At 56.1% G+C, this 26,495-nt stretch carries 18 protein-coding genes; 11 read left to right on the forward strand and 7 right to left on the reverse strand.

The window, feature by feature from the left end:
- The first annotated feature begins 1 nt into the window (after position 1).
- Positions 2-3,925 (forward strand): translocation/assembly module TamB domain-containing protein, encoded by a 3,924-nt coding sequence (locus B0D95_RS16345; RefSeq protein WP_078044891.1) that lies wholly within the window; start codon positions 2-4, stop codon positions 3,923-3,925.
- Positions 3,926-4,060: 135 nt separating this feature from the next.
- The gene (locus tag B0D95_RS16350; protein WP_078044892.1) at positions 4,061-5,152 is read left to right on the forward strand and encodes a glycoside hydrolase family 5 protein; all 1,092 of its coding nucleotides are present in this window, start codon (positions 4,061-4,063) and stop codon (positions 5,150-5,152) included.
- Positions 5,153-5,219: 67 nt separating this feature from the next.
- On the opposite strand, the gene B0D95_RS16355 is transcribed toward B0D95_RS16350, so the two are convergent.
- Positions 5,220-7,277: a hypothetical protein gene (locus B0D95_RS16355; RefSeq protein WP_078044893.1), complete on the reverse strand. Its 2,058-nt coding sequence runs from the start codon at positions 7,275-7,277 to the stop codon at positions 5,220-5,222.
- A gap of 205 nt (positions 7,278-7,482) precedes the next feature.
- Complete coding sequence (locus B0D95_RS16360) at positions 7,483-8,226, reverse strand: alpha/beta fold hydrolase (RefSeq protein WP_078044894.1); 744 nt, start codon at positions 8,224-8,226, stop codon at positions 7,483-7,485.
- A 160-nt stretch (positions 8,227-8,386) separates the two neighbouring features.
- Here B0D95_RS16360 and B0D95_RS16365 point away from each other — a divergent pair, with 160 nt between their 5' ends.
- Complete coding sequence (locus B0D95_RS16365) at positions 8,387-9,535, forward strand: helix-turn-helix transcriptional regulator (protein ID WP_078044895.1); 1,149 nt, start codon at positions 8,387-8,389, stop codon at positions 9,533-9,535.
- A 12-nt stretch (positions 9,536-9,547) separates the two neighbouring features.
- Here the strand turns inward: B0D95_RS16365 and smpB are convergent, their stop codons facing one another.
- A complete protein-coding gene (gene smpB / locus B0D95_RS16370; protein WP_078044896.1) occupies positions 9,548-10,030 on the reverse strand; it encodes an SsrA-binding protein SmpB in 483 nt (160 codons plus the stop codon).
- A gap of 116 nt (positions 10,031-10,146) precedes the next feature.
- Between smpB and B0D95_RS16375 the strand changes: the two genes are divergently transcribed.
- The 6 genes from B0D95_RS16375 (at position 10,147) to B0D95_RS16400 (ending at position 18,508) form a co-directional block, all read left to right on the forward strand.
- A complete protein-coding gene (locus B0D95_RS16375; RefSeq protein ID WP_078044897.1) occupies positions 10,147-11,529 on the forward strand; it encodes a sodium-dependent transporter in 1,383 nt (460 codons plus the stop codon).
- 52 nt (positions 11,530-11,581) lie between these two features.
- On the forward strand, positions 11,582-12,016 hold the full coding sequence (locus B0D95_RS16380) for a type II toxin-antitoxin system RatA family toxin (RefSeq protein WP_078044898.1): 435 nt from the start codon (positions 11,582-11,584) through the stop codon (positions 12,014-12,016).
- 67 nt (positions 12,017-12,083) lie between these two features.
- Complete coding sequence (locus B0D95_RS16385) at positions 12,084-12,431, forward strand: RnfH family protein (protein ID WP_078044899.1); 348 nt, start codon at positions 12,084-12,086, stop codon at positions 12,429-12,431.
- 123 nt (positions 12,432-12,554) lie between these two features.
- Entirely contained in the window at positions 12,555-16,508 is a 3,954-nt protein-coding gene (locus B0D95_RS16390) for a PAS domain S-box protein (protein WP_078044900.1), read from the forward strand.
- Positions 16,505-18,106, forward strand: coding sequence for an ATP-binding protein (locus B0D95_RS16395; RefSeq protein WP_078044901.1), 1,602 nt, complete (start codon positions 16,505-16,507; stop codon positions 18,104-18,106). The genes B0D95_RS16390 and B0D95_RS16395 overlap by 4 nt, the downstream gene beginning before the upstream one ends.
- A 12-nt stretch (positions 18,107-18,118) precedes the next feature.
- Positions 18,119-18,508, forward strand: coding sequence for a response regulator (locus B0D95_RS16400; protein ID WP_078044902.1), 390 nt, complete (start codon positions 18,119-18,121; stop codon positions 18,506-18,508).
- On the opposite strand, the gene B0D95_RS16405 is transcribed toward B0D95_RS16400, so the two are convergent.
- Positions 18,501-19,724, reverse strand: coding sequence for an HD-GYP domain-containing protein (locus tag B0D95_RS16405; RefSeq protein WP_078044903.1), 1,224 nt, complete (start codon positions 19,722-19,724; stop codon positions 18,501-18,503). The two genes, B0D95_RS16400 and B0D95_RS16405, sit on opposite strands and share 8 nt — an antisense overlap.
- A gap of 259 nt (positions 19,725-19,983) precedes the next feature.
- On the opposite strand from B0D95_RS16405, the gene B0D95_RS16410 reads away from it, so the two are divergent.
- The gene (locus tag B0D95_RS16410) at positions 19,984-21,618 is read left to right on the forward strand and encodes a diguanylate cyclase (protein ID WP_078044904.1); all 1,635 of its coding nucleotides are present in this window, start codon (positions 19,984-19,986) and stop codon (positions 21,616-21,618) included.
- 92 nt (positions 21,619-21,710) lie between these two features.
- On the opposite strand, the gene B0D95_RS16415 is transcribed toward B0D95_RS16410, so the two are convergent.
- Positions 21,711-22,166: an outer membrane protein assembly factor BamE gene (locus tag B0D95_RS16415; RefSeq protein WP_078044905.1), complete on the reverse strand. Its 456-nt coding sequence runs from the start codon at positions 22,164-22,166 to the stop codon at positions 21,711-21,713.
- A 78-nt stretch (positions 22,167-22,244) separates the two neighbouring features.
- On the opposite strand from B0D95_RS16415, the gene fur reads away from it, so the two are divergent.
- Positions 22,245-22,652: a ferric iron uptake transcriptional regulator gene (gene fur, locus B0D95_RS16420; protein ID WP_078044906.1), complete on the forward strand. Its 408-nt coding sequence runs from the start codon at positions 22,245-22,247 to the stop codon at positions 22,650-22,652.
- A gap of 116 nt (positions 22,653-22,768) precedes the next feature.
- Here the strand turns inward: fur and recN are convergent, their stop codons facing one another.
- On the reverse strand, positions 22,769-24,436 hold the full coding sequence (gene recN, locus B0D95_RS16425) for a DNA repair protein RecN (RefSeq protein ID WP_078044907.1): 1,668 nt from the start codon (positions 24,434-24,436) through the stop codon (positions 22,769-22,771).
- A 137-nt stretch (positions 24,437-24,573) separates the two neighbouring features.
- Positions 24,574-26,193: a methyl-accepting chemotaxis protein gene (locus B0D95_RS16430; RefSeq protein WP_078044908.1), complete on the reverse strand. Its 1,620-nt coding sequence runs from the start codon at positions 26,191-26,193 to the stop codon at positions 24,574-24,576.
- Positions 26,194-26,495 lie beyond the last annotated feature (302 nt).

The following is a 26,495-nucleotide window of genomic DNA, read 5'->3' on the forward strand; positions in this document are numbered from 1 at the left end:
CATGACCTTACGCAAGTTACGCAATTGGTTTTTTAGTCTTGTCGCCCTGCTGTTGATCCTGTTGGCGACCCTGAGCGCCCTGGTGGAAACCCAGACGGGCAGCCGCTGGGTGGTCAATCGCCTGGCTGGCTTGGCGGATGTCAGCCTCGGGGCGGTGACCGGCAACCTGCGCACCGGTCTGGATATCGCCTCGGTCGATTACCAACAAGGCGAACTGGTGTTCCACGCCGAGCAGGTGTCCTTTCGCTGGCGCCCCATTGACCTGTTTTACAGCGCCCTGATGATCGATTCCCTCAGTGCCCGGCAGCTCAGCCTGCAGTTGCCGGTAGCTGCTGAAACGCCGCCCGATGCGACCCCTTTTAGCACTTGGCCCAGCCTGCGTTTGCCGGTGCGGGTGCAATTGCGCAACCTGGATTTGCACGGCATTCGCTATCGGCAGGGCGATCAGGAGTTAGTGTGGGAGCGGCTCAGCGGCGATTTGGGGCTGGGCACCTTCAACCTGCGCTATCGCGACTTGAGCCTGATCCACCGCGATTACCAATTGCGCCTGAGCGGCCGCACCGGTCTGGATTATCCCTACAACAGCGATGCCGAACTGCACTGGCAGTGGCAACAACCTACGGCAGAGGATGGCAGCGACGGGCTGCTCTATCGCGGCCAGAGCCAGTTGCAGGGCAGCCTGTTACAGCTGCAGGTGGATAACGCCATGGACTCCCCCGTGCAAGCCAAAGCGCTGGTTTCCGGCCCGCTGGTGAACGACAAGCGTGAACTTAACCTTGAACCCCCTTTGGCCTTGACCCTGGAATGGCCCGCGCAAACCCTGCCGGCGGCTTGGTGGATGGCCGACAAAACCGCCCCCGTTACCCAAGGCCTGCTGAAAGCCGAGGGCAATTGGCAGGCGTATCGCGCCACCTTGGAAGGCGCAATCCAACTGCCCGATGCACCGACGCTATCACTCGATACCCAGGTAGATGGCAATTTGGACGGTCTACAGATCCACCATTTGAACATCCGCGAATTGAGCGAACGGCTACAGGCGATAGCGGCCAGCAGTGCATCTAGCGCCAGCGCGTCATCGACCCCGGAAGTAGAGACAGCAGCAGCTCCCGCATCGGCTGCTGTGGCCAGCGCACCGGCAGAGGCGACTGAACCCTCGCCCAACAAAGCGGCGCGGCTGGCGATTCAGGGTCGAGTGAATTGGTTGCCGGTACTGGAATGGCAATTGGGGGTGGAGGCGACGGCGTTTAACCTGGCCGGTATTGTCGATAACTGGCCCAGCCACCTCAACGCCGGGTTTACCACCAGCGGCAGTTTGAAAGAGTCCCAGTGGCAGGCGGCTCTGCGCGATTTGCGGATTGAAGGCGAATTGCGCGGCGTGAATGTGCAGGGCAGCGGGTCAGTGGCGCTGGATGGCAGCACCCTGCGCAGCGATGCCTTGGAACTGATCGTTGGCGCTAACCAGATGCAACTTAAAGGGGTGGTGGGCGATGACATCAACCTCAACTGGAATATCAACGCCCCGCTGTTGCAGCAGATCGATGAAAGCCTCTCCGGCAGTGTGATCAGCAAAGGCGAGTTGCGTGGTGATCGCACTCGCCCACGCATTGGGATCACGGCCAGTGCGAACCAATTCCGCTGGGGCGGTAACGCCCTGGAAAAGCTGGAATTATCCCTGTCGCCCCAAGCGCCGCAGGCCGAACCCTTGGTTGGTCCGGCGCTGGAGTCCGATTCCCCGGTGCAGCACGCCGCCAGCGCGGCCTCGCCCCTGGCAAATCCGGTCAATCTACTGACTGGCGAGTTGCTGCAAGAGAACTACCAGCTCAGTTTTGTCGCCAATCGCGTGCAGTTGGCGCAGCAGTATTTCTCCAGTATCACCCTCAAAGGCGAGGGTTCGGTCGCCAAACATCAGGTGCAAGCCATTGTGCGCAGCCCCAGCCTGGGCCGTGCCGATATAGGTGTGCAGGGGGAATATGACGATTACGCCTGGCAGGGTTCGCTTAACCAACTGGCGATCAAACTCACCAAAGTGCCGCGCTGGTGGCTCACCTCCAGTAAGCCTATTCGGATCAGTGGCAGCGGTGTGGTGCTGGGCGAACAGTGCCTGACGACCCGCACCAACCTGACGGCGGCGGTGGAGCGCGACACAGCGGTAGAGCGCGAACAACTGCGCGGCGAATGGCAGCCCAATCAATCGCCTGCCCTGGGTAATCGCTACGACTGGCTGGTATCCAAACCCTCGCTACCGGCGAGCAATATTGAAAAGTACAATCTGCCGCGCCTGTGTATTCAGGGCGATTGGGCCAGCAGTACCGGTGCTATGTTGGATGCCCAGTTGGATGCGGTGCCATTGCGCCAGTTTTTGTCGCTGTTTAAAACCGAAGTCTATTTTGCCGGCGTGATGGACGGCAGCCTGACCCTGACATCGCCCGACCTTTCGCTCATGGGCACCCGTGCCAGCCTCAACGTCACCACCCGCAATGCGGAACTGCGCTACCAATACGAAGGCGGCGTGACGGATATGTACCCCTGGCACGATTTCGCCCTGCGCGCCCAACTGCAAAATGCCCAGCTCACCGCCACCACCGGTTTGGAGTGGGTGGGTTATGGGCGTATGGACCTGGACACCCAACTGGACCTGCAAAAGCAGGCGATTAATCGCGCGCGCCTGCAAATCGGATTTCACAACATCGCCCCGCTGGAAACCCTCTTGCCTTTCACCAACGATGTAAAAGGCGAACTGACAGCGGATTTGACGGCGGGCGGTACGTTCAGCGCGCCCTACCTGCTGGGTGATATCCACCTGCGCAACGGCAGCGCCAACATGACGCGCCTGGGGCTGGATTTGCAGGGCATCGAACTGAACGTCAACTCGACCCGCGCCGGAACCATCAGCCTGATGAGCCAGATGCAATCGGGCGATGGCCGCATGACGGTGGTGGGTGACCTGAATGGTTTTGGCTCGCCCCACTGGCGCGCCCAGGCCTTTATCAATGGCACGGATTTCCGTGTGGTATCCCTGCCACAGCTCAAGGCCAACCTGTCGCCCAATATCAAAGTGGTCGCCGACGCCAGCGCCATGCACCTCACTGGCGATGCGGAGATCCCTTGGGCGCGCGCCAACATCAAGAGCCTGCCGCCCTCGGCTACCCAGGTCTCGTCGGATGTGGTGATAGTGGATGAGAAATACCTGCAAGCCCAGGCCGCCTCGCCCTTCGATGTGTACAGCAACCTGAATTTGTCGCTGGGTAAGGATGTTAGTTTCAAAGGCTTTGGCCTGAGCAGTAAGCTCACCGGCCGGCTGAACCTGCTCAAAGAAGCTCATCGCCCCTTCTTCACTAACGGCTATGTGAGTGTGTCCGAAGGTAGCTACAAGGCCTATGGCCAAACCCTCACCATCGAGCGCGGCCGTCTCGCGTTCCAGGGGCCCTATGACGATCCGGGGCTGGATATTCGCGCCACCCGCCAGATTCGCGACAGCGACAGCACCAAGGTGGGGCTGGATATTGACGGCACCCTGCAGCGCCCCAAAGCCAAAGTCTTCTCCTCGCCCAGCCGCAGTGACAGTGAGGCGATGATGATGTTGCTCACCGGTAAGCCCATCAAAGACGCCTCCGACGCCGACGCCTCGCTGTTGCTCAGTGCCATGAGTGGCCTGGGTATGGATTCAGGCGGTTCCATCACCGCCGAGATCAACCGTTTCTTCCGTGTCGATCAACTGGAAGTGAAATCCGACGACGGCATCGACCAGAGCCAGTTGTGGGTGGGCAAATACCTCACGCCCAAACTGCTGGTGCGCTATGTGGTGGGGATTTTTGATCAGGCTTTCAGCTTTGGCATCGAATACCAACTCACCGACAACTTCCGCATCGAAGCCGAATCCGGCGAGACCAAAAGTGTGGATGTGGTCTACAAAATCGAACGCTAATAACCGCCGCCAGCGCCTGTCCGCCAGCGCGGCGGGGGCGTAAATTAGCGCAAACATCGTGGCATCCTGCCTTGTGATCGGTTACATAGTGTCCCTCCAACAATAACCTCCCAAAATAACCAACGAGACATAACCATGACTACAGCAAAAACTCTCCGACGCCTGCTGGGCGCCGTGTTGGTGCTGCTATTAAGCAGCGCCGCTTTGGCCGACAACGCCTGGGAAACCACCAGCGGCTGGTGGAATGCCAGCGATATTCCCGCCTTCGACAAAAGCAAAATCACTCGCCAACTTCCGCTGATCAAGGTGGAAGGCAATCGCTTTGTGGATGAGCAGGGCAAGACCCTGGTATTTCGTGGCGTCAATATTTCCGATCCCGACAAGATCGACAAAGACAAACGCTTTAGCAAAAAGCACTTTGAGGTGATTCGCAGCTGGGGTGCTAACGTTGTGCGCGTACCGGTGCACCCACGTGCGTGGAAAGAGCGTGGCGTAAAAGGCTATTTAGAGCTGCTGGATCAAGTGGTTGCCTGGAACAACGAGTTGGGCATCTACACCATCCTCGACTGGCACTCCATCGGCAATCTCAAGTCCGAAATGTTCCAAAACAATTCCTATCACACCACCAAAGGCGAAACCTTTGACTTCTGGCGCCGTGTGTCCGAGCGCTACAACGGCATCAATTCCGTCGCCTTCTACGAAATTTTCAACGAGCCAACGGTATTCAATGGTCGCTTGGGCATAGCCACTTGGGCGGAGTGGAAAGCTATCAACGAAGAGGCCATCACCATTATCCAAGCCCACAACCCCAAAGCCATCGCCCTGGTCGCTGGTTTTAACTGGGCCTACGACCTGAAAGAAGCTGCCGCCAACCCCATCGATCGCCAGAACATCGCCTACGTCAGCCACCCCTACCCACAAAAAGTAGGCGCGCCTTACCAAGCCAACTGGGAGCGTGATTTTGGTTTTATGGCCGATAAATACCCGGTATTCGCCACTGAAATCGGCTACCAGCGCGCCACCGACAAAGGCGCCCACATCCCTGTTATCGACGACGGCAGCTACGGCCCGCGCATCACCGACTACTTCAACAGCAAAGGCATCAGCTGGGTCGCCTGGGTCTTCGACCCCGATTGGTCACCGCAACTCTTCACCGACTACCAAACCTACACCCCAACCATGCAGGGTGAACATTTCCGCAAGGTGATGTTGAAGGACAATAAGTAGTTTCTTCTGCTCCTAAAACAACAAACCCGCCAATTGGCGGGTTTGTTGTTTCTGGCCTTTGCCTTTGTTAAGGCGGTGGCAAGCGTGTGGCGGTGACGTTGTAGCGGACGGTGCACACGGAGACTTCTGGTCCCAGGTTCCAACTGAGTTTGCGGGTTTCTACGATTTCACCAATAGCCAGTGGTTCAGCTTCTGGATCCAGGTTGATATTGGCTGTCCAGGTGTAGCTGTTGTGGCCGTAGAAAATCACATCGCCTTCGCACTGCGCTTCTCCGGCCGCGCAGAGATTGATTTTGGCGCCGGCGTTAGTGATGCGCAGCTTGTTGAACACTGGGTCAAATGTGCCGGTATCGCTGTAGGGGTCTTCATTGACATACTTTTCGTCGGTCACATAGCTGGCTTGACCGTAGTTGGGGTTGATGACCCAGGTTTCAGGAAAGGTTTCTGACTCGCCCACGGTATCGAACTCGCTCGCACCACATTGCATGCTGGCGCCCGGAGCAGTGAAGAGCTCTCCTTGAACGGCTTGGGTTACGGTGTTGGTCACTGTCACTTCCAGTTCAATACTATCCTGGCCTGCCGGGGCACCAACGGCCACAAAATTGACAGGTTGTTCTTCACCGTCATTTGCAAGAGTGTCGGCTTGGCTGACAAAGGTGAGGCTGGTGCCGCTGCGGGTCAGGGTTTGTATGATGTTTGCACCATTCGGGCCGCAGCTCAGGTCGTTGGATTCCTGCCATTGGTTGCCGTTGGTGTCGAGCACGGCACAGGGATGTGAAAAGCCCCATTGGCCATTGGAATCGATCAGGGTTTCCAGGGTGAATTCACGGGTGTTTGGGCTGTAGTTGTAGGTGCCGTACTCCACACCACTTTGTCCATTTTGGTCCTCGGGATTGGGCGCGTACTGACCGAGTAAATATTCACTGCCTGTAAACACGGCAAGTGCCAGCACCCCTTGGTCAGCGATGTACCAACCGCCAGTCAAACCGGCTTCACTGCTGAGTTTGGTCATGGGCGTTGGTGCTTCTGTGTCATTCTCTTCGCTGATCAGCAGTTGATCGCCCGCGATAGTCAACAAATAGTGGCCCTGCGCCGGTTTCAGGCCCAGATCGGTGTTGCCTGCCTCGCCATCGACTGTGGCGATAATCGCGCCGGTAGCGGCATTCCACTCATAGCTACCCACTTCGATATTAGTGCCTTCATCCTCGGTCACTTCGATGCTGATGTAATGGGTGCTATCCAAAAAGGCGAGGGCGGCGCGGTAGCCTTCACCACTCATATACCAGGTGCCAACCAAGCGCTCGGCGGTCAAGGTATTCAGGTTTTCAAGGGTGCTTTGCAGGTGGGATTGGGCGGCTTCGGCGGTTACCAATGTGCCTTGGGCCGCAGTGACTAGGCTGCTGATGGCACTGGAAAAGCTGTTTGCCGGTTGGTCGAAACTCACCGCGACAGCGGCAGGAGCGGCGGCGGAATAATCAATGCTAATACCGTTGGATGGGTCGCCATCACTGTCCAGGGACTGCAGCAAAATAGCGATATTGAGCGCTACCTGATTGGTCAGTTCGTCGCTATTGGCCAGATCCAGCGGGGTGATAACCCCTTTGGCATCCACTTCCGGCAGTTCCAGATCGCCGATGTAAAAGGTGACTTTGTCGCCACTGGCATAGGCATATTCGCCCTGTGCGCTGGTAAAACCGGTATTGCCACTTGGGCTAGTGCGATAGCCAATGCCGGCGACCGTACTATCCAGAAAGACGCCGGTCAGGGCCGGAGCACTGCTGGCAATACTGCTGCTGGAAGTAGTAGCACTGGAGGTAGCTGCGCTGGATGTTGTCGCGGTGGAGCTTGGTGCGCTTGAGCTGGCCTCGCTGGATGCACTGCTACTCACACTGGTGGCAACAGAGGATTCCGCGACCGAGCTGGGCGCCACAGAGGACGCCGGAGTGGAACTGGCCGTTGTCGCGCTGGAGGATGACTCGCCAAGGGAGCTGGCGGCGACCGAACTGGGGGTGGAGCTACTCACCGGCGAAGAGGATTTGCTGCCGCCCCCTCCGCCGCTACCACCACAGGCGACCAGACTGGCCACCAATACAGACAATAACCCTTGTTGGAAATACTTATTCATAGACATACCTTATCGTGGGTTGGGATCTTGAAGTGGAATCCGGTATGGAAGGCTATTTGGCTGGGTCAATCAGGCGATTCGACTAGCCCATCCACGGAAACCGCTGATTCAGCACACCGGTGCGGAGCATGAAAGGTTCAGTCTAAAGTGCAGCAGGGGCCTTGCCATCACCCAAATGAGGGATGGCAGTGCCTGCATAGCGAGGTTATTGCGGCTGGCGAAGTAGCTCAAGCAGTGCGGCGTGGAAACTGGCAGGCTGCTCAAATTGCGGAAAGTGGTGGCTACCGGCCAGTACCCGGGCGGTGACCACCGGGGCGCAGCGTGCTTGGGCTATCGGCGGTATATGTTCGCCATTAATGGCATGGATGGGGCAGTGGATCCGCGGGAAGGCATTATCGGGTGACCAGCGCAGCAGGTTGTGCCAGATGGGTAGCATCTTTTCGGGTGAGGCGCTGGCCATGCGGGTTTTGATCCAGTCGCGGGTAGGGCTATCCAGGGTTACGGGGGTGGTGTTGTCGACCAGGTAATGCATGGCGGCCGCAAAATCCTCGCGGAACGGGGCTTCAATACTGTTGATGGTTGCCACATCCATATCGCCGTAGGGCAGACCAAAGGTATCAACCAGAATCACCTGCTGTGCGCGGCTTTCCAACTGCGTGGCAGCTTCCAGTGCCACACAGCCGCCCATGGAATGGCCGACCAAGGTTACTGGCTGCTTGGCGGGCAGTTGTTTGAGCAGCGCTTGGGCCAGCCCCGCAATCGTCCAGTCATGCCAGAGTTGATGGGTATTGCTGCCATGGCCGGGCAGGTCGGGGGCGAGGAGTGTGTGGGTGGCACCCAGTATGGGATGCAGTGCGGCGAGGGTGGCATCCCAGTCGCTGCCACGGCAGCTCCAGCCGTGGATAAACACAATCAAGGGCTTCTCCGTGTGGACGTGGGTTGGTGACATCGGGGCCTCGGCTTGATGGGTGGCGACAGTTGTGAGAACGTCACTGTCGATCTATGATTTATAAGCCTATTCTAGGCTGAATAAGGCGCCATTCAAGTCAGTGTTATGGCCTACACCCATCCAATCCCCTGTGTCTGTTGCCGCATTGCGGTAGGAACCTATGCAATATTCTCTGGCTTCCCGCTCTACTGACCTACTCGACAGTCTCTACAGCGAGACAGGGCGGGGTATTGATTGGCAGGATGTTCTCGGGCGGCTGGTGGCCTTCACTGACTCCCGCTCGGCGCGCATGTTGCTGACTAATCTATCGGCGGATCAGGTACTGTCCAGCGTCAAGGTTAATATTGACGATAGTGAGCATCGCCGCTATGTCGATTATTACGTGAATACCTGCCCTTGGCGGCTGGAGCTGGCGCAAAAGCCGAAGGGGCAACTTTACTCCACCTATCTGGATTTTTCCTGCCACCAACCAGCGTTTTACCGCACCGAGTTTTTCAATGATTGGGCTGGTCCGCAGGATATTCACCACGGCATTTGTGGCACGGTATTTACCATGGGTGCACACAAGGTACAGTTGCTGGTACAGCGCACCCAGGGGCAGGGGTATTACACCCGTGAGCAACTGGACGAGGTCAACCAATTCCTGCCACACCTGCGGCAAGCGCTGCGTTTTGAACAGATTACCGCCGAACTGAGTGGCCGTACCTGCGCCAGTGTAATGGCCAGCGAAGTGCGCCCTTTGCCGTTTGTGTTATTGGATCAGCAGAGTAAGTTGGTTTATGTCTCACCGCGCGGGGAGCGGCTGCTGCGCCAGAGCGACATGCAGTGCAGTAACGGGCAACTGATGTTTCGCGAAGCCGCCGTTGAGCAGCGCTTCCGTCAGGCGTTTGAACGGGTTCTATGCAGTGCTAGCGCGCTGGCAGCGCAGGAACAGGTGGTGCAGGTCCGCCGCGAACAGCGCGCCGGTTTTAGCTGCTTTCTGGCGCCGGTGTACCCGGCAGTGAATGAGTTGTCGCTTTGGGGGCGGGACGCCTACGTGGCGGTCTATATCTATGACCCGGAACAGGTAATGGCAATCGACCATGGGCAGTTAATGCGCTTATTTGCGCTCACCGACAGCGAAGCGCGGGTGGCAGCGGATATTGCCCTCGGATTGGATCCACAAGTCATTGCCCGGCGCGACGGCCGCTCTGCGCACACAGTGCGCGCCCAGTTGAAAGCGGTATTTACCAAGATGCGCTGCAATCGCCAAAACCAGTTGGCGGCCATGGTATTGCAGTCGCCTGCGGTCAAGTGGTTGGATAGCTGATTTGCCGCGTCGTTATTTACGCAGATCTTTCTGGAACAATCGCTGTTTATCCCGCGCCCAGTCGCGCTCTTTTTCGGTCTCGCGTTTGTCGTGCTGCTGTTTACCTTTGGCGATGGCGATTTCCAGTTTGATCAGGTGATCTTTCCAGTAGAGCGCCGTGGGCACAACGGTGTAGCCTTTTTGCTCCACGGCTTCTTGCAGGCGGTTAATCTCGCGGCGGTTCAGCAGCAGTTTGCGCGTGCGGAAGGGGTCGGTCACAAAGTGGGTGGAGGCGGTTTGCAGCGGCTGGATTTGCGCCGCTAGCAGCCAGGCTTCGTCGTTTTTGAAAATCACATAGCAATCGGTGATATTGCCTTTACCCGCGCGCAGGCTCTTTACCTCCCAGCCGGTCAGTGCAATGCCCGCTTCAAAGCGGTCGTGCAGCTCGTAGTCGAACTTGGCTTTTTTATTGAGGGCAATGGTATTGCCTTGGTTTTTTTGTGCTTTTTTGGCCATGACGGGACGCTACTTGGAGTGAATCAACAAGGGGCGGGCATTATGCCCTGCGGGGGAATCTAGGTACAATCACTTATCCGACGCTTAATAACGACAAGACTTCTGGGAGCGCGCCAGTGAAACGACTCAAGCAGCATGTGATTTGGGGGCAGCGTGGCAGCTTTATCCTGGCGGCTACGGGTTCGGCCGTGGGCTTGGGCAATATCTGGAAGTTTCCCTACATCACCGGTGAAAACGGTGGCGGGGCATTTGTGTTGATGTACCTCTGCTGCATTTTGCTGATTGGCATGCCGATCATGATGGCGGAAATCCTGATGGGCCGCCGCGCCCGCGCCAATCCCATACTCGCCACCGCCGAATTGTGCGAGGCCGCCAAGGTGAGCAAAGGCTGGACGGTCATTGGCTGGATGGGCGCCCTGGCAGGGTTGGTGATTTTGTCCTTCTACACTGTGATTGCCGGTTGGACGCTGGAATACCTGAGCGGCGCCCTGCAAGGCCGGTTTGACGGCCTGACCGGGGAGAGCTCCCAAGCGCTGTTTGATGGCCTGCTCGCCAATACCGACCAGATGTTGCAGTGGCATACCCTATTTACTGCCATGACCGTGGTGATTTTGGCGCTAGGTGTGTCGCGCGGGCTGGAGTCATCGGTGCGGTTTATGATGCCGATGTTGTTTGTGTTGTTACTGGTATTGCTGGGCTACGCCATGATGGAGGGCGAGTTTGTCACCTCCCTGCGGTTTATGTTCAGTTTTAATCCGCAGGATCTCTCCTGGGAGGCGGCGCTGACTGCCATGGGTCACTCCTTTTTTACCCTGAGTTTGGGCATGGGTGCGATTATGGCTTACGGTGCCTACATGCCCAGCAATCAGTCCGTGGGGCAAACGGTGCTGTTGGTTGCCCTGTTGGATACGCTGGTCGCACTGGTGGCAGGCGTGGCTATTTTTGCCTTTGTATTTGCCACACCCGGCATTTCTGCCGGTAGCGGTCCGGGGCTGATGTTTGTGACCTTGCCCGTCGCCTTTGGCAATATGAGCGCCGGTTTGGTGATTGGCTCGGTCTTTTTTGTGATGGTAATGCTCGCCGCCTGGACCTCCACTATCTCGCTGTTGGAGCCGGGCGTGGCCTACCTCAATGAACGCTTTGGTCTGCACCGTGTGCTGGCCAGCCTGTTGTTGGGCATGATCGCCTGGACCATGGGTCTGGGTTCCATCTGGTCATTTAACGACTGGGCGGAGAAGCCTTTCCTGTGGGGCAAAACCTGGTTCGACAGCATGAACTTTATCGCCACCAATATCATGCTGCCGTTGGGCGGGGTATTGATCGCCCTGTTTGTGGGCTGGAAGCTGCGTGATGAACACCTGCTGCACGAGCTGAAATACGAATCCAGCTGGCTGTTGCGCTGGTGGCGGCCGGTATTGCGTTACATCTCACCGGTGGCGGTGTTGATTGTATTGATTAACGGTATTTTCCCGGTACTGCGCGGCGTGTTTGTCGAGTAATGATGTGTAGCGGCTGTGGTGTATAGCGTCGCGATGTTAATGGGTATCCCTTGTGGCACATAAAGTAGAGCGAAGCGCGCTGGTGAATTATTCCGCGCAACAAATGTTTGATTTGATCAACGATATAGAGGCCTATCCGCAGTTTATGGATGGCTGCACTGGCGCCCGGATTCTTGCCCGTGGTGACGACTGGGTGGAGGCGCGTCTGGAGTTGAGCAAGGCCGGTGTCAGCCAGAGTTTTGTCACCCGCAACCAACTGCAACCGCCCCTGTCCATGACTCTGAATCTGGTGGATGGCCCCTTCAAATACCTGCGCGGTGAGTGGCGTTTTAGCCCCCTTGGCGACAGTGCTTGCAAAGTGTCGTTTACCCTGGAGTTTGAATTGCAAAACCGCCTTCTGGGGCTGGCCGTGGGCAAATTATTTGAAGCGGTGAGCAACCGGCAGGTAGATGCCCTGTGCGCTCGCGCCAAAGCCCTTTATCAATAACCCGGCAGCGCCCGTAAAGACCCAACAACAACCCAATACCCCTAGTAATAAAGTGGACTGAGTAACCATGGCCGATTTTGACCTTATCCCCGTGGAAGTAGCCTACGCGCTGCCCCATAAACAAAAAATTATCGCCCTGTTAGTGGAGCCGGGCACCACGGCGTTGGAGGCGGTAAAACGCTCCAGGATGGGCGATCACTTCCCCGACCTGGATCTCTCCAGCGCCAAGCTGGGAATCTTTGGCCAATCTCTGGGCACCAAGGGGCTGGACACGGCAGACAAGCACATACTGCATGCTGGCGACCGTGTAGAAATCTATCGCCCACTGGCCTCTGACCCGAAAGAAGCACGGCGCAAACGGGCGGAAAAAACCGAGGCCGCCAGCGACGAAAAAGCCGCTCCGGCAGCGGAGTAAACACCGTGCCAGCGTCGTCCTCCGGCGCTGGCTTACACCCGCTCTTCAACCCTGCTTCACCATAAAATTGCACTACACTGGGGTAATGCGCTGTCCGCAATTCCTTCACCCTAGAGATTTTTCATGCCCGTGATTCGCAAAGGTTGGTATGCATGGCTGCCCTGGCTTGCCGCCGCGGTATTAGCCTTGGCTTTTGCCGGATTTATGCGTGCCGACGTGCAGCTCCACCAGCAGGTCTGGCAGGAGCGCATCGCCTTGTGGACCCAGCGCCACAACGAAACGGTGATGAATCACAGCCGCGACATGACCCAGCAGGCCATGCTGCTCGCCCAACTGATTGCGCGCGACAGCGATGTATTGGCGCTGGTGCGCGAAGCCCAGCAGCACTTCGTGGCGGAACGCGGGCGATTATCGGCGCCGCTCACCAGTGCTGCGCGCGACAAGCTGCGGTTAAAGTTGGATGACTATTGGCTGGGGATGCGCGATTTGGGCGTGCCCCGGCTCAGCATTTATGTGGCGCCGGGTGCTATCAGCTTTTTGCGTATGCACCTGCCCGAGCGCGCGGGCGATAGCGTTGGCGCCGTGCGCCCCATGATCCAACAAACCTTCAGCTCCGGCCTGCCCTCCTGGGGGCTGGATATTGCCCGCAGTGGCAGTGGCCCCAGTGCAGTACTGCCCATTATGGCCAATGCCGATCAAACCGGCGCGGTGGTAGCCGTACTGGAAGTGGGCATGGCCTCACTGGCACAGGGCTCGGCTATCAGCGACATTCACATCGCCACCTTTTTGCAAAAAAATGCCGTGGAGCAACTGCTCTGGGACAGTGCCCGCCAGAGCCTGCATCGCGCCAACCCCACCACCGTGGAGGATTGGCGCCTGGAAAGCACTAACGACCCACTGCTGCACGACTGGTGGAATCGCGGCAAGATAGCGATCAGCCGCCAGGGGCAGCTGCTATACCACGACCAACAGGTATATCTCGCCTCCTGGATACCTATTATGCAGGTGGGCGTACCGCTTGCCGAATCGCCAATGGCGGCCTTGGTGTGGCATGACATCAGCGCTGACTACAGCCGCTACCATGCAACCATCACCCGCGTGATTGCCAAGTGGAGTGCTGCGCTGGCTGTGGCCCTGTTGCTGTTGGCGGGGTTTATCTACTTGCAGCGCCGCTATTTGCAGCAGGTCATTCTGGAGCACCGCGAGCAGTTACAAGCCGAGCACAACCAGACCGAACAGGCGCGTCAGCGTTTGGCATTGGCGCTGCGCTCCAGCGACTCGGGTTTTTGGGAGTGGGACATAGTCAACGACCGCGCCCGCTTTTCGCCGGAATGGCGCCAGCTCTGTGGCCTGGGGCCTGAATCCCCTAACTCGCTCGACCTGGATGAGTGGATGAGCCGCGTTCACCCTGCTGACAAACGCGCCAGCTACAGCGACATTATTCGCCATATCAAGGGCGAAACGCCCATGTATGAAAACGAGTACCGGCTGCGTATTCACGACGGCAGCTATAAGTGGATTCTCACCCGCGGCAAGGTGGTGGAGTGGCAAGCCAATGGCCGTGCGGCGCTGGTGCTGGGCGTTTATTCCGATATTACCCAGCGCAAAAACACCGAGCTGATCAGTATTCGCCAGCAGGCCGCGCTGCACTCGCTCAATGAAATTGCCTCCCTCTCCGGTGTGGACCCCGATGCCCAGCTCAAACGCGCGCTGTCGCTGGGCGCCCGTTATCTAGGGTTGAGTACCGGAGTGATCAGCGCAATCAAAGAAGACAGCTACAGGGTGCGAGTCGCGTTTTGCTCCCAGAGCCAGCGCGATCTGGTGCCGCTCAGCAATCGGTTGATGGATAACTACTGTAGCCTGACTGTGGCCGCTCGCGATGTGGTTGCCGAGGACGACATTCCCACCAGCGACCAGCGCCAACATCCCGCCTACCGCCTGACGCAAGTGGAGTCCTACATTGGCGCGCCGCTGTGGATGAATGGCGAGGTCTGCGGCACCTTGGCCTTTAGCTCACGCAAAACCCGCCATCACCAATACGATGCCCTCGACAAAGACTTTGTGCGCTTGCTGGCGCGCTGGATCAGTTCGGTGGTGGAGCGTTGGCAGCAGGATATCGACAAAAAAGTCATTATCGAGCGCTTCCACAAGTTAAGTGAGCGTCTGCCCGGCTTCCTGTTCCAGTATCAAATGCGCCCTGATGGCAGCTCTTTTTTCCCCTATGCCAGTGCGGGCATTAAAAACATCTACAACGTGGAACCGGAAGATGTCATTGAATCTGCCGAGTGTGTGTTTTCTGTGATCCATCCGGATGATGTGGGCTGGATCGGCGAGGCAATCTCTTTATCTGCCAGCAAGCTCACACCATTTGTGACCACCTTCCGGGTGAATCACCCAATACTCGGGATGATCTGGGCGCATTTTGAGTCACTGCCTGAGCCCCTGCCTGATGGCGGCGTGTTGTGGAATGGTTATGCCTCCGATGTCACCCCGCTCAAAGAGACCGAACTGAAGTTAAAAGAGACCAATGCACTGCGCAAAGCGATTCTGGATGCCGCCAATATCGCCATCATCTCTGCGGATAGCCAAGGCTTTATCAAGACTTTCAACATGGGCGCAGAGCTGATGCTGGGTTATCGCGCCGACGAGATAATCGATCGCCAAACCCCTCTCTTGTTTCACCTAGAGTCGGAAATCGCCGACTATGCCCAGCAGTTGGCCCGGGAGTTGGGCTATGCGGTAACACCCGGTTTCGACACCTTTATCGCCAAGGCACGGGAAGGCACAGACGATGAACGCGAGTGGCTTTATGTCCGCAAGGACGGCAGTCGCTTCCCGGTACTGCTCACCGTATCGGCGCTGCGCGACAGTGAAAACAGCATTACCGGCTACATGGGAATCGCGCGGGATATCAGTGAGATCAAACGTATCGACCAGATGAAAACCGAGTTTATCTCCACTGTGAGCCATGAATTGCGTACGCCGCTGACCGCTATCAGCGGGGCGCTGGGCATTATCGCCAACGGCATGGCGGGCAATTTGTCCGAGCAGGCCCAGCGCATGATCCAGATTGCCTATAGCAATTCCCATCGCCTGATTTACCTGGTGAATGACCTGCTGGATATGGAAAAACTGGTTGCCGGCAAAATGCACTTTGAAATGCAACCCCATAGCCTGCGCCAGTTGATTATGCAGAGCATGGAGGAGAACACCGCCTTCGCCGAGCAGTACGATGTGACTTATGTACTGGCCGATGACACTGACGTGCAAGTGGTGGTGGATGAGCAGCGGCTGCTGCAAGTGCTGGCCAACTACCTGTCCAACGCGGCCAAGTTCTCGCCGGCCAACGAAGTGGTGAGCATCAAGGTGGAGCTGGGGTTCGGGCGAGTCAGGGTTAGCGTCAGCGACAAGGGGCCGGGCGTCAGTGAAGAATTCCTGCCGCGCCTGTTCCAAAAGTTTTCCCAGGCCGACTCTTCCGACTCGCGCCAAAAAGGCGGCACAGGCCTGGGCTTGGCCATTTGCAAAGAGATTATCGAGCGCATGGGCGGCAGCCTGGGTGTGGAGCCCTCGGCCGCGCAGGGCGCCTGCTTTTACTTTGAGCTGCCCTGCGAGGATGCCACCCAAAAAGTACCCGCCAGTCGGATCGAGCCTGTCAAAAACAAACCGCATTTGCTCATTGTGGAAGACGACCAAGCCACTGCGGAAATTTTGAGTGCACTTTTGCCCGGCGAACATTACGACATAGATTGTGCCGCCACCGGTCAGGCGGCGCTGGAGCTATTGCAACTGCGCGATTACGATCTCATGACACTGGATCTCAACCTGCCTGATATGACCGGTATCGATATTGTGCGCTATGTGCGCGATACCGAATTAAAGCAGGCTGCTACCGGTGCGCCCCTGCCTATTATCATCGTCAGCGGCGATCTGGCCCCGGCCAAGCAAGCACTGGTGCAATCCGGCTTGCTGACCGATGTCTATTGGCAGAGCAAACCGCTCTCTTACCTCGAATTCGACCGGCTATTGAACCGCGTACTGGCGCCGGCTGTCGATAAAACACCAGAGGACTCCTTATGAACGCGGCACTCCCATACAACGAGCTACAGCGCCTGGCCCATCTGCACGCCCTGAATATTCTCGACTCCGGGCGCGAGCAAAGTTTTGATGACATAGCTTGCCTCGCCATGTCGCTGTGTCGCACCCCGATTGCCGTGGTCAGCCTGATCGACAGCGACCGACAGTGGTTTAAAAGCTGCGTTGGCCTGCATGCCACCGAGACGTCGCGCGATGTTTCATTTTGTGCCCACGCCATTTTGCGGCCCGATGATTTGCTCGTGGTGGAAGACGCCACTCAAGATCCGCGCTTTCGCGATAATCCGCTGGTGTTGGGCGATGAACATATTCGCTTCTACGCCGGTGCACCGCTGGTATCAGCCGAAGGTCACGCCTTTGGCACCCTGTGCGTGATCGATCGTGTCCCGCGTCGGCTGGATCAACTGCAACTCAATAGCTTGCAGCTACTGGCTCGCCAGGTGATGCAATTACTGCAACTGCGCGAGGCCAATCAGGCGCTGCAACTGTCGCAGCAAAAATTACTCACCCTCTACAATCAGGCTCCTGTCGCCATCATCCTGAACCATCTGGACGATGGCCGGTTTATTGAATTCAACCCGGAATTTGTGCGCTTGATTGGCTATAGCGCTGAGGAGATCCTGCGCCTGACCACGGCGGATATCACACCGTCAGAATACGCCGAAGAAGACCAGCACAAATTGCAGCGGGTAGCCGCCACCGGGCGCTATGGCCCCTATGAGAAACACTATATCCATAAGGATGGCAGCCTGATTCCGGTGCTGCTCAACGGCGTTCTCATCGAGGCTCCCGATGGCGAGCAACAGGTGTGGACGTTTATTCAGGACATCAGCGAGCGCAAACGTGCCGAGCAAATCAAGAATGATTTTGTGTCCGCCGTCAGCCACGAACTGCGCACACCGCTCACATCCATCTCTGGCGCCTTGGGGCTGTTGGTGAGCGGCAAGCTTGGAAGCCTGCCGGAAAAAATGGACAGCATGCTCACCATCGCCCACAAAAATGCGCTGCGCCTGAGCCAGTTGATTAATGACCTGCTGGATATGGAAAAGCTCATCGCGGGCAAAATGGGCTTTGATTTAAAACGCCAGCCGCTGGTGCCCATCATCGAGCAATCGCTGGAATCCAACAAAGCCTATGCCGATAGCTTTGATGTCAGCCTGAGCCTGCATATCTGTGCCGACGAGCAGGATATACCGCTGATGGTGGCGATTGATGCCCATCGCCTGCAGCAAGTGCTGGCCAACTTTATTTCCAATGCGGTGAAATTTTCGCCCCCCCACGGGCAGGTGGAAGTGCACCTGATCCAGCAATTGCGCGAGATAAAAATCGCCGTGATCGATCAGGGCCCGGGCATCAGCGACGAATTCCGCGAACACCTGTTCCAAAAATTCACCCAGGCCGATTCCTCGGCATCGCGCCAGCGCGGCGGCACCGGATTGGGGCTGGCCATTAGCAAAACCTTTGTGGAGCGCATGAACGGGCGTATCGGCTTTGACTCAGTACCGGGGCAGGGCGCCACCTTTTTTGCCATATTCCCGCTCGCCAACCGCGCCAGCGATCTTTCAGTCACGCCTAACCACTAATACAGGCTATTTATGACCCAGGAACTCACCCGCATTTTGTACGTTGAAGATGACCCGGATATTCAGGCGATTGCCATGATGGTGCTGGAAACCATCCACGGGTTTGTGTTGGAGGCCTGTTCGTCGGGCAGCGAAGCGCTGGAAAAAGCCGTGCCCTTTCAGCCGGACTTGATCCTGCTGGATGTGATGATGCCGGGCATGGATGGCCCAGAAACCCTGAAACAACTGCGCACCTTCCCCGCCCTGGCCGACACTCCCGTGGTATTTATGACCGCCAAGGTGCAACCGCAGGAAGTGCAGGGCTACTTGAATTTGGGCGCGCTGGGGGTGATCGCCAAACCCTTTGACCCCATGACCCTGGCAGAACAGTTGCGCGCTATTTGGCGAATGCGGTTTAACTAATGCCGGACCAGAGGGTATCCAGGTTTTTAAAGCCCCATTCATCGGGGGATTCGCGCCCGATGATCTTGTCCTTGCCTTTGGCTTGGGCGAGATCAAGGGTTTCCTGAATAATGGGCATCTTGGTTTTAGCGGAAAAAAAGACTTTTACCTTGGGGTTGAGCAGCGAACCTTCGTTTTGCTCTACCACTACTGCCAGTCGCCCGCTCTCAAGGCGCACCAGCGAGCCGGTGGGGTAAATACCCACGGTTTTCACAAAGGCCTGAAAAACGGTTTCATCAAAGTGCCCCTTGCTCCACTCCGCCATCTTGCGAATGGAATCGGCAGGCGACCAGCCTTTTTTGTAAGGGCGATTGGAGGTAATGGCGTCATACACATCGCATACCGCGCCCATCTTGGCAAACAGGCTGATAGTTTCGCCTTTTAACCCATAGGGATAGCCGGTGCCATCCATTTTTTCATGGTGATGCAGGCACACATCCAACACCATGGGGCTGACCTGATAGCTCTCCATTAAAATGCGCGCCCCCACTTCGGGGTGGGATTTCACCACAGAAAACTCTGCATCGGTCAGCTTGCCCGGCTTGTTCAGCACCTTCAGGGGAATGCCGACTTTGCCTATATCGTGCAATAGCCCGGCGAAACCGGCTTCGCGCACCATTTCCTCGTCCAGTGCCAACTGGCGGGCGAGGGCAATCATCAGCGCACACACAGCGACCGAGTGCATGTAAGTGTATTCATCGGCATTTTTAAGGCGCGCGAGGCTGATCAGTGCATGGGGTTGGCGCAGGACGGAATTGGAAATCTCCTCCACCAGTGCACGGGCATGTTCCACTTCAATGGCTTTGCCCATGCGCGCATCGGTGAACATTTCAATCACCGCTTCTTTGGCTTTGGCGCAGAGTTTGGCTGCGGTTTGTATCTCCTCATCAAGGGAGACTTTTTCACCGATGATGGCCCGCTCTGCTGCCATTAGCAGCGCGTCGGTCTCCTGCGCGACTTCCTGTTCGGTTTTGCCGGGAATGGCGGCGCCCACATCAATCCCCTTGGCGATATCAATCCATAATTCCTTGATACCACTGGCTTGTATGGCGTGCAGGTCTTTTTCGTCATCCAGTAGAAAACGGGTTTTCCAAAAGGGGTGTTCCATCCATGAACCGCAAAATTCACAGATAAACATGCCTATTCTTATATCTTTAACGGCGATTCTTTTTAGCATGGGGTCCCGCAGCAACTAACAAAAAGGAGTAGGTGACTCAAAATAAATCAGTTCAGGTGAGTATAGTCGGGCTTTGCTGTGATGCTGTTCCTGCTGCCAAGTATTTCTGCTGGCCTCGCGTGTCGGCGCCTGTTCTGGTATTGGCTATTCATCGCGAACACTCCTACTATTACTCAACGCGCAGGCTTTCACGCGGGCATGCGCGTGTGTTTTTTATAGATACAGGTATACAAATAAGAATATCGGGCACTCATTTGCTATGGATAAAAAAGCTGAAATCACCGCGCGCCTCGACGCCTTACGGGCCGATTATGCCGCGCGTTTACCAGCAGAAATCGCGCGCTTGCGCGAGTTAGTCGCACTGGCATTGGTGCCAGAGAGCCAGTCATCGGCACTGGTTGAACTCGCGCAAAAACTGCACAAATTAGCGGGCTCTGCCGGCAGTTTCGGTTTTCCCGAACTGGGTAAAAAAGCCAAAAAGCTTGAGCTGCAAGTACAGGAATGGCTGGCCAGCAGCAATGTTGATACCGGCATGCTACGGGTATTCAGCGTGGCCATAGCTGCCTTGGGGGGCGAATCGCAAAGCGCCAAAAACGGCGGCTACCCTATGCCCTCCGCCAGCGCGTCCGGCGCGGCCAGCAGTTTGATCTACGTGTTGGAAGACGATCCGGATGTGGCCAATGAAGTCTGTATGACCCTGCGGCATTTTGGGCATCAGGTTGAGCACTTCGCCACGATTGCCGCGGCGGAAGCGGAAATCCTGCGCCGCCCGCCCGATTTCATGATTTGCGACATCATGTTCAGCGACGAAGGGCGCGAAACGCCCGATGCCATCGCCCAATTGCAAGCGCAACTGCCCAGCGCTATCCCAGTGATTTTTGTCTCGACCCGCACCGATTTTGCGGCCTACCACGCCGCCGTACGCGCTGGTGCGGTCGGTTATTTTGTCAAACCGCTCGATATCATCCGGCTGGTTGACTGCTTCGAAAACTATCTGGATCGCAACCGCAGTACACCCTACCGGGTGCTGATTATCGATGACGACCAATCGCTCGCCGAACACTACAAATTGGTGTTGGGCTCTGCCGATATCCGTGCCGAAGTCATCAGTGATCCGCGTGATATTTTCACCCTGCTCAATGATTTTCACCCCGAATTGATTTTGCTCGACATCAACATGCCCGGCTGCAGCGGTATCGAACTGGCGCAGGTGATTCGCCTGAATCAGGATTGGCTGCGCGTGCCCATCACCTACCTCTCTTCAGAGCAAGACGAAGAAAAACGCGCCCTGGCAATGGGGCGTGCGGGCGATGATTTCCTCAGCAAACCACTCAGCGACCTGGAGTTGATTACGGCCGTATCGGTTCGCGCCGCGCGCAGCCGACAATTGAGTGATGCACTGGATCGCGACAGTTTAACCGGCCTGCTAAAACACTCGCGCATCAAGGAGCAGGTGGATATTGAACTGAGCCGCGCCCAGCGTACGGGCGATAAATTGAGTGTAGTGATGGTGGATTTGGATCACTTCAAACAAATCAATGACAGTTACGGTCACCCGGCGGGCGATAAGGTCATCAAAGCCATGGCGCATTTGTTGCGGCAGCGATTGCGCAAAATGGATGCGGTAGGGCGCTATGGTGGCGAGGAGTTTGTCGCGGTATTGCCGCGTTGCAGTCGCGCTGAGGCGCAGGCGCTGATGGAAGATATACGCAAACGTTTCCGCGATATCAGTTTTACCGTTGACCAGAAAACTTTCCATGTCACCCTAAGCGCGGGTATTGCCGCGTTTGAGCCGGATATTGAACGCGCCGATCAATTGTTGCAGGAGGCCGATGCCGCGCTCTATCGCGCCAAATCCGATGGGCGCAATCGCGTGTGCAGCTTGCGCGGATAACGCCATCTGCAGTGAAAATTCGACTGCCACAAAAAAATAACGCCCGACAATGCGGGCGTTATTATTTGCGATGCTTATCGGTATTAGCGCTGTTACTCCAGCTCTTCCGGCTTAGGCAGCTCCGGTTCGATAGTGTCCTCGGTGGGAACTGGCACGTCGCGCTTCATATCTTCCAGGTAGCGTTTGGATTGTTCACCGCTCATAGGCGCTTTACCTGGCAGGTAATCGCCTTCAGTTTTTACAAGCTTATCGTTCTCAAAATACACGGTGTAAAGGTATTGGGTAATTTCGCCTTGTGAGCCGCGACGCACGCTGTAAGGGTAATCCCAGCGGTCATCGTTAAAGGTATCGGGTAGCAAGGTGTTGCCGAGTACAAAGCGTACCTGACGTTTGCTCATACCCAACTTTAATTGATCAACCATCTCCTGGGTGATGATATGGCCTTGCTGAATGCCAATCTTATACACACCGGGAAAGCGGAAGCTGGAGCAGGCAGTGAGGCCTGCAATAAACACAAGGGCCAGGAATACTCGGCTGGCTAATTTCATACTAGGGCTTCCACTAACGAAAATGAACGCGGATAATACCCGAACCACAGGAACACTGAGAAGGGTTTGGGGGAAATAATGGCAGACGGTAACCACGAACTGCGCAAAGCGGGTCTTAAAGTGACCTTGCCTCGTGTGAAAATTTTGCAAATGCTGGAATCCTCTGAACAGCATCACATGAGCGCGGAAGACGTTTATAAGGCGCTGATGGAGCAGGGTGACGATGTTGGTTTGGCAACTGTGTATCGGGTATTAACCCAATTCGAGTCAGCCGGTTTGGTAGTGAGGCACAATTTCGATGGCGGTCACTCCGTATTTGAAGTGGCGCGCGGCGAGCATCATGATCACATGGTGGATATAGATGCCGGCACCATCATTGAGTTCCATAACGATGAAATTGAAGCATTACAAAAACGCATCGTTGCGGAATACGGCTATGAACTCACTGATCACAGCTTGGTGCTGTACGTTAGAAAAAAGCGCTAATTACTGCGCGATTGGCCGCTTGGGATCGTTTTCTACGAGCGGATAAAGAAAAGGGCGCCTTGCAGCGCCCTTTTTTATTGTTGATCCTGTCGATTGCGTATGCCGGTCTGTTGCGCTTATATCGCCAACATTTCACGGGCATGGGCGAGGGATTGATCGGTAATTTTCAGGCCGCCCAACATGCGTGCGATCTCCTCGACTTTGCTATCGCCCGCCAATTCCACCAGGGTGGATTCCGCACTTTTCTTGCTCGCTGTTTTTACCACCTGCAAATGTTGATGCCCTTTGCTGGCCACCTGCGCCAAATGGGTAACGCAAATCACCTGTCCGCGCTCCCCCAATTGCCGTAACAGTTGACCAACTACATCACCCGTGGCACCGCCGATGCCCACATCCACTTCATCGAACACCAGTGTGGGCGTTGCTGAGGTTTTGGCGGTGATCACCTGAATCGCGAGGCTGATGCGTGAGAGTTCGCCGCCCGAGGCAATTTTGGCCAGTGGGCGCGGTGCTTGGCCGGGGTTGGTGCTGATTAAAAACTCCACCTCTTCCAAACCATTTGGGCTGGGTTTATCGCTTAATGGCAGCAAGCTGATGGTGAGCTTGGCATTTTCCATCGCCAATAATTTGAGTTGCTCATTAACTTGTTTGGCAAGGTTGGCACCAGCTTTGGTGCGCTTGGCCGAAAGCTGTTCCGCCAGTTGGCGATAGGCTTTTTCGGCCTGCGCTACTTGCTGCGCCAACTGATCCAGCTTGGCATCACCACCTTGCAGTTGCTCCAGCTCCGCGCTGAGTTTATCGATAAAAGCCGGCAGTTCTTCCGGTTGGATACGGTGCTTGCGCGCTATGTCGTAAATCGCCGAGAGGCGGTCTTCCACCACAACCAGGCGCGCCGGATCAAGGTTGAAGGTATCAATGTGACGTTCAATTTCATGCTGCGCTTCTTCCACTTGGATCTGCGCGCTGGTGAGTAATTCTTCGGCGGTTTGCAGGGCAGCAGATTTCTCCGGCAGGCTGCGCAAAATATGCAGCGCGCGGTGCAGGTTTACACTCAGCCCCTGCTCGTCATCGCCACAAAAGGCCGCTAGTTGCTGGCTGCCGCGCAGTATTTCTTCGGCGTTGGATAAGCTGCGCTGCTCGGCTTCAAGCTTAGGCAGTTCGCCCTGCTGTAAACCCAGTTGTTCCAGTTCGTTAAATTGATAGCTCAACAATTGAAAGCGCGCACTCACATCGGCGGCGTTATCGCGCAGGTGAAGAAAGTGCTCAAGGCGACTCTGCCATTCGCGAAAAGCGAGGCGCACCTGCTTGGCCAATTCAGTTTGACCCGCGAATTCATCCACCAGTCGGCGATGGGTATCTTTGACCAGCAGCGATTGGTGTTCGTGCTGGCTGTGAATATCAATCAGCATTTCACCCAGTGCGCGCAGCTGCTGCAGTGTCGCCGGTTGACCGTTGATGTAGGCCTTGGATTTGCCATCGGCGTTGATAACGCGCCGCAGCAGACATTCTTGCGGGTTGTCGCTCTGTTGCAAGTCATGGCTTTGCAACCACTCCTGCGCGGCGGGAATCTGGCTGGTATCAAAGCTGGCGCAAATATCGGCGCGGCTCGCGCCGGTGCGCACACGCTCGCCATCGGCCTTGTCACCCAGCGCCTGACCCAAGGCATCAAGCAGGATGGATTTGCCCGCGCCGGTTTCGCCAGTGATCACTGTCATACCGGGTTTGATGTCCAGATCCAGTTGATCGACCAGCGTGAAATTTTGGATATTCAGGTGAGTCAGCATGAGCGCCTCGCAAATCCGGCATGGGCCACCAAAGAGTGCCAATAAAAAAGCCAGACAATGTGGTGAATAATTGTCTGGCTATATATACAGTATTTGCGTTGGCTCAGGCAAGTGGAGTGTGAGCTTGCTGCCAGTGGCTAGAGGCGAAAACCCTCCAACTGGCGACTGAGTTCATCGGAAGCGTCGCGGATTTGTTGTGAGGCCAGCAGCGTACCGCGCGCCGCATCCTTGGTGCCCAGCGATGACTGCTCAACCTGGCTCACATACTCCAGAATCAAGCTGCTCGCCTGTACGTGTTCAATCAGCGAATTGCCTATATGGGCAACCATTTTGGCGACCTCGTCGGTCTCCAGTCGTACGCTCTCTACAATCTCGCCGCCCTGACGTGTTTGGTTGATGCCGTCTTTTAACTGCACCACCATGTCATCCATATTTTGTTTGGCGATACGGCTGGAGTGCTGCACAGCGGTAATGGTGTCGCCAATTTCGCTGGTGGCCTGGGTGGTGCGCTGGGCAAGTTGACGCACTTCATCGGCGACCACTGCAAAACCGCGCCCCTGTTCGCCGGCGCGCGCTGCCTCAATTGCTGCGTTCAAGGCAAGCAGGTTGGTTTGGTTGGCGACTTCGCTAATCACCGAAATGACCGCCGAAATACTGTTAATACGCGCTGCGAGGTCGTCGATACTGGTTTGGGTTTGGGTCACGCTGTTATCGATTTCGATAAAACTTTTCACTGCGCTGGAAATAAATTTCTGCCCTTGATTCGCCGTTTTAGAGGCGTGATCCGTTTGGTTGGTGGCGACTTTTGCCTGCTGCATCGCATCCTTGGTCTGCATATTAAATTCTTCTGCCGAGGAGGCGATTTTAATGGTATTGGCACTTTGGTCTTCAGCCATGGCGGTGCTGGTTTCCGCCTTGTGGACAATATCATCGCTAATGGCGTGCAGGCGCGACACCATCTGCGAAATGCTGCCAATCATCTCGCGCAGGGCGGAGCGCATTTTCACTACCGAGCCGTAAATGCTGTCTTCGGGTGCTGCGCGTACATCGCGCTCGGTTAAATCGCCGCTGGATACCGCGCGTACCAAGGCCAGCACCTCTTTTAATTCGGCGCCCAGGCCGCGATCCAATTTGCGCGCAAACTGCACCACTGGCACCACAATAATCAGCATCACCAGCAGGCAAATACTCAATTGCCATTTGGCTGTCTCCCAAAAGCGCGCGTTGACTTCATTGAAGCCAATACCTGTGCCCACTACCCAATTCCAGCGCGGAGACAGTTTGGCAATGGAGAGTTTTTCTTCTATCGAGCCGTCGGCTTGACGTTGGGTCCAGTTATAGCGAGCGGTTTGGCCGCGCGCTTTTTCCACGGCTTTTTGCAGGATTTCACCCACACTGCGACCGTTGCCATCTTTGAATTCATGGAAGCTGGTGCCGTGGATTTGCGGGTCCAGTGGTGCGGCGACAAAGTTTAATTTGTCATCGGCGACATAGACGTATTCAGACTGGTGATAAATGTTATTGCGCAGCAATTCCGTCGCAATTTTTTTAGCCTCTTCATCGCTCAACTCGCCGCGTGCCGCCATTTGCTCCATCTGGATCACCGTGGCATAGGTGCTGTTGAGCAATTGTTCTACGCGTGCAGCATTATCCTGGTTGCTGGAATAGCGCACAGTAAACAGGCCAATCAGCATTATCCCTAGCAGGCCCAACAGAATTTGGGCGGAGACTATCCAGATTTTGACGCGTAATGACATGGGTGCCTCCGAAGGGCGGCTAAGTTGTGATCAGGTCATGTGACAGTAGCTGCGCCAGACAACGTTGTCAAATGGAATTTGGTATCTCCAGTGCGGTTTTGATTGTTTTGCGCCGGCGCGGTTATTAGCAGGCAAAAAACCGGTGAAAAGTAAGATAAAAGCCGTCAAATGCACGGATTTTGTGCAATTTTGAGCTTCTTAAGTGTGATGATTGGTGCGCCATTTTGGTGCTGGATGCTGTCGGTTTTTCAATGGGGTGGTTAGTGTGTTTTATGGCGTTTTAATCCGGGGGGAAATACTGG

It is taken from the genome of Cellvibrio sp. PSBB023 (assembly GCF_002007605.1).
Taxonomy (GTDB): Bacteria; Pseudomonadota; Gammaproteobacteria; order Pseudomonadales; family Cellvibrionaceae; genus Cellvibrio.

Excerpts from the sequence above, each read along its gene's own strand:
- B0D95_RS16360 (WP_078044894.1), bottom strand. The coding sequence starts at position 8,226 with ATGTCACCAACCCACGTCCACACGGAGAAGCCCTTGATTGTGTTTATC.
- B0D95_RS16410 (WP_078044904.1), top strand. The coding sequence starts at position 19,984 with ATGGATAAAAAAGCTGAAATCACCGCGCGCCTCGACGCCTTACGGGCC.
- recN (WP_078044907.1), bottom strand. The coding sequence starts at position 24,436 with ATGCTGACTCACCTGAATATCCAAAATTTCACGCTGGTCGATCAACTG.
- B0D95_RS16350 (WP_078044892.1), top strand. The coding sequence starts at position 4,061 with ATGACTACAGCAAAAACTCTCCGACGCCTGCTGGGCGCCGTGTTGGTG.
- B0D95_RS16390 (WP_078044900.1), top strand. The coding sequence starts at position 12,555 with ATGCCCGTGATTCGCAAAGGTTGGTATGCATGGCTGCCCTGGCTTGCC.
- smpB (WP_078044896.1), bottom strand. The coding sequence starts at position 10,030 with ATGGCCAAAAAAGCACAAAAAAACCAAGGCAATACCATTGCCCTCAAT.
- B0D95_RS16405 (WP_078044903.1), bottom strand. The coding sequence starts at position 19,724 with ATGCTAAAAAGAATCGCCGTTAAAGATATAAGAATAGGCATGTTTATC.
- B0D95_RS16365 (WP_078044895.1), top strand. The coding sequence starts at position 8,387 with ATGCAATATTCTCTGGCTTCCCGCTCTACTGACCTACTCGACAGTCTC.
- B0D95_RS16355 (WP_078044893.1), bottom strand. The coding sequence starts at position 7,277 with ATGAATAAGTATTTCCAACAAGGGTTATTGTCTGTATTGGTGGCCAGT.
- B0D95_RS16395 (WP_078044901.1), top strand. The coding sequence starts at position 16,505 with ATGAACGCGGCACTCCCATACAACGAGCTACAGCGCCTGGCCCATCTG.
- B0D95_RS16385 (WP_078044899.1), top strand. The coding sequence starts at position 12,084 with ATGGCCGATTTTGACCTTATCCCCGTGGAAGTAGCCTACGCGCTGCCC.
- B0D95_RS16415 (WP_078044905.1), bottom strand. The coding sequence starts at position 22,166 with ATGAAATTAGCCAGCCGAGTATTCCTGGCCCTTGTGTTTATTGCAGGC.
- B0D95_RS16400 (WP_078044902.1), top strand. The coding sequence starts at position 18,119 with ATGACCCAGGAACTCACCCGCATTTTGTACGTTGAAGATGACCCGGAT.
- B0D95_RS16430 (WP_078044908.1), bottom strand. The coding sequence starts at position 26,193 with ATGTCATTACGCGTCAAAATCTGGATAGTCTCCGCCCAAATTCTGTTG.
- B0D95_RS16345 (WP_078044891.1), top strand. The coding sequence starts at position 2 with ATGACCTTACGCAAGTTACGCAATTGGTTTTTTAGTCTTGTCGCCCTG.
- fur (WP_078044906.1), top strand. The coding sequence starts at position 22,245 with ATGGCAGACGGTAACCACGAACTGCGCAAAGCGGGTCTTAAAGTGACC.